At 32.9% G+C, this 933-nt stretch carries 3 protein-coding genes; all 3 read left to right on the forward strand.

The features are described 5' to 3' along the window. Positions 1-485, forward strand: a 485-nt coding sequence (locus tag BN1075_RS00490; RefSeq protein WP_042386754.1) for a phage antirepressor KilAC domain-containing protein, incomplete at its 5' end; no start/stop codon positions are given. A gap of 2 nt (positions 486-487) precedes the next feature. Then, complete coding sequence (locus tag BN1075_RS00495; protein WP_040191069.1) at positions 488-769, forward strand: hypothetical protein; 282 nt, start codon at positions 488-490, stop codon at positions 767-769. After that, the coding region (locus BN1075_RS00500) for an AbrB/MazE/SpoVT family DNA-binding domain-containing protein (RefSeq protein WP_040191070.1) at positions 769-933 on the forward strand (165 nt) is incomplete at its 3' end. The genes BN1075_RS00495 and BN1075_RS00500, both read left to right, overlap by 1 nt.

Genomic DNA, 933 nt, shown 5'->3' on the forward strand with positions numbered 1-933 from the left:
AAAAAGGTAAACAGGCTAGACAGTATTTCATCCAGGTGGAAAAAGATTGGAATAGTCCAGACAAGATAATGGAAAGAGCTTTAATAATTGCTAGAGCAAGAGTTGAAAAACTTACTTTAGAAACTAAGCAACAAAAACAGATTATTGGAGAGTTAAAACCTAAGGCAGATTATACAGATACCATTCTTAAAAATAAAGGTTTAGTTACAATAACTCAAATTGCTAAAGACTATGGAATGAGCGGACAAGCCTTTAATAAGTTACTGCATGAACTAGGTGTGCAATATAAGCAGAGCGACCAATGGTTACTATATTCAGAACACCATAGCAAAGGATATACACATTCCGAAACAGTTCCAATAACAAGAAGCAATGGAACTCCAGATGTGAAAATGGTTACTAAATGGACACAAAAAGGGAGGCTGTTCCTATATGACTTACTAAAGCAGCATGAGATATTACCAACTATAGAAAGAGAGGAATAGCAATGAGCAAGAGAGTTAAAACAACAGATGCAGATATAAGAGTAAACACAACAACTATTGAGGTTATAGACATTAATGGAATTAGATTTGAACATGACGAGCAATTACCTTGTGTACAAGTTTATATGACTAGTTGTGATGGTGAGGAATTAGATTTACTTGATGAAATTGAAGTAACTGAAACAGAACCAATAATAAACTTTGATGATTTAAAGAGAGTTTCATTAAATTGGTATTTCAATAATGTTGAAATAGTTAAAGAGGTTAAGGAGGAAATGCAGTAATGAAAGCAACAGGAATTGTAAGAAAAATTGATGATTTAGGAAGAGTGGTTTTGCCAATCGAATTAAGAAGGACTTTGAATATAGACATTAAGGATCCAGTGGAAATATTCATAGAAGGTGACTTAATAATCTTAAAGAAATATGAGCCAGCTTGTGTATTCTGT

The organism is Clostridium culturomicium, assembly GCF_000821305.1.
Lineage (GTDB): Bacteria > Bacillota > Clostridia > Clostridiales > Clostridiaceae > Clostridium_J > Clostridium_J culturomicium.

Coding starts and splice junctions, on each gene's coding strand:
- BN1075_RS00495 (WP_040191069.1), top strand. CDS start 488: ATGAGCAAGAGAGTTAAAACAACAGATGCAGATATAAGAGTAAACACA.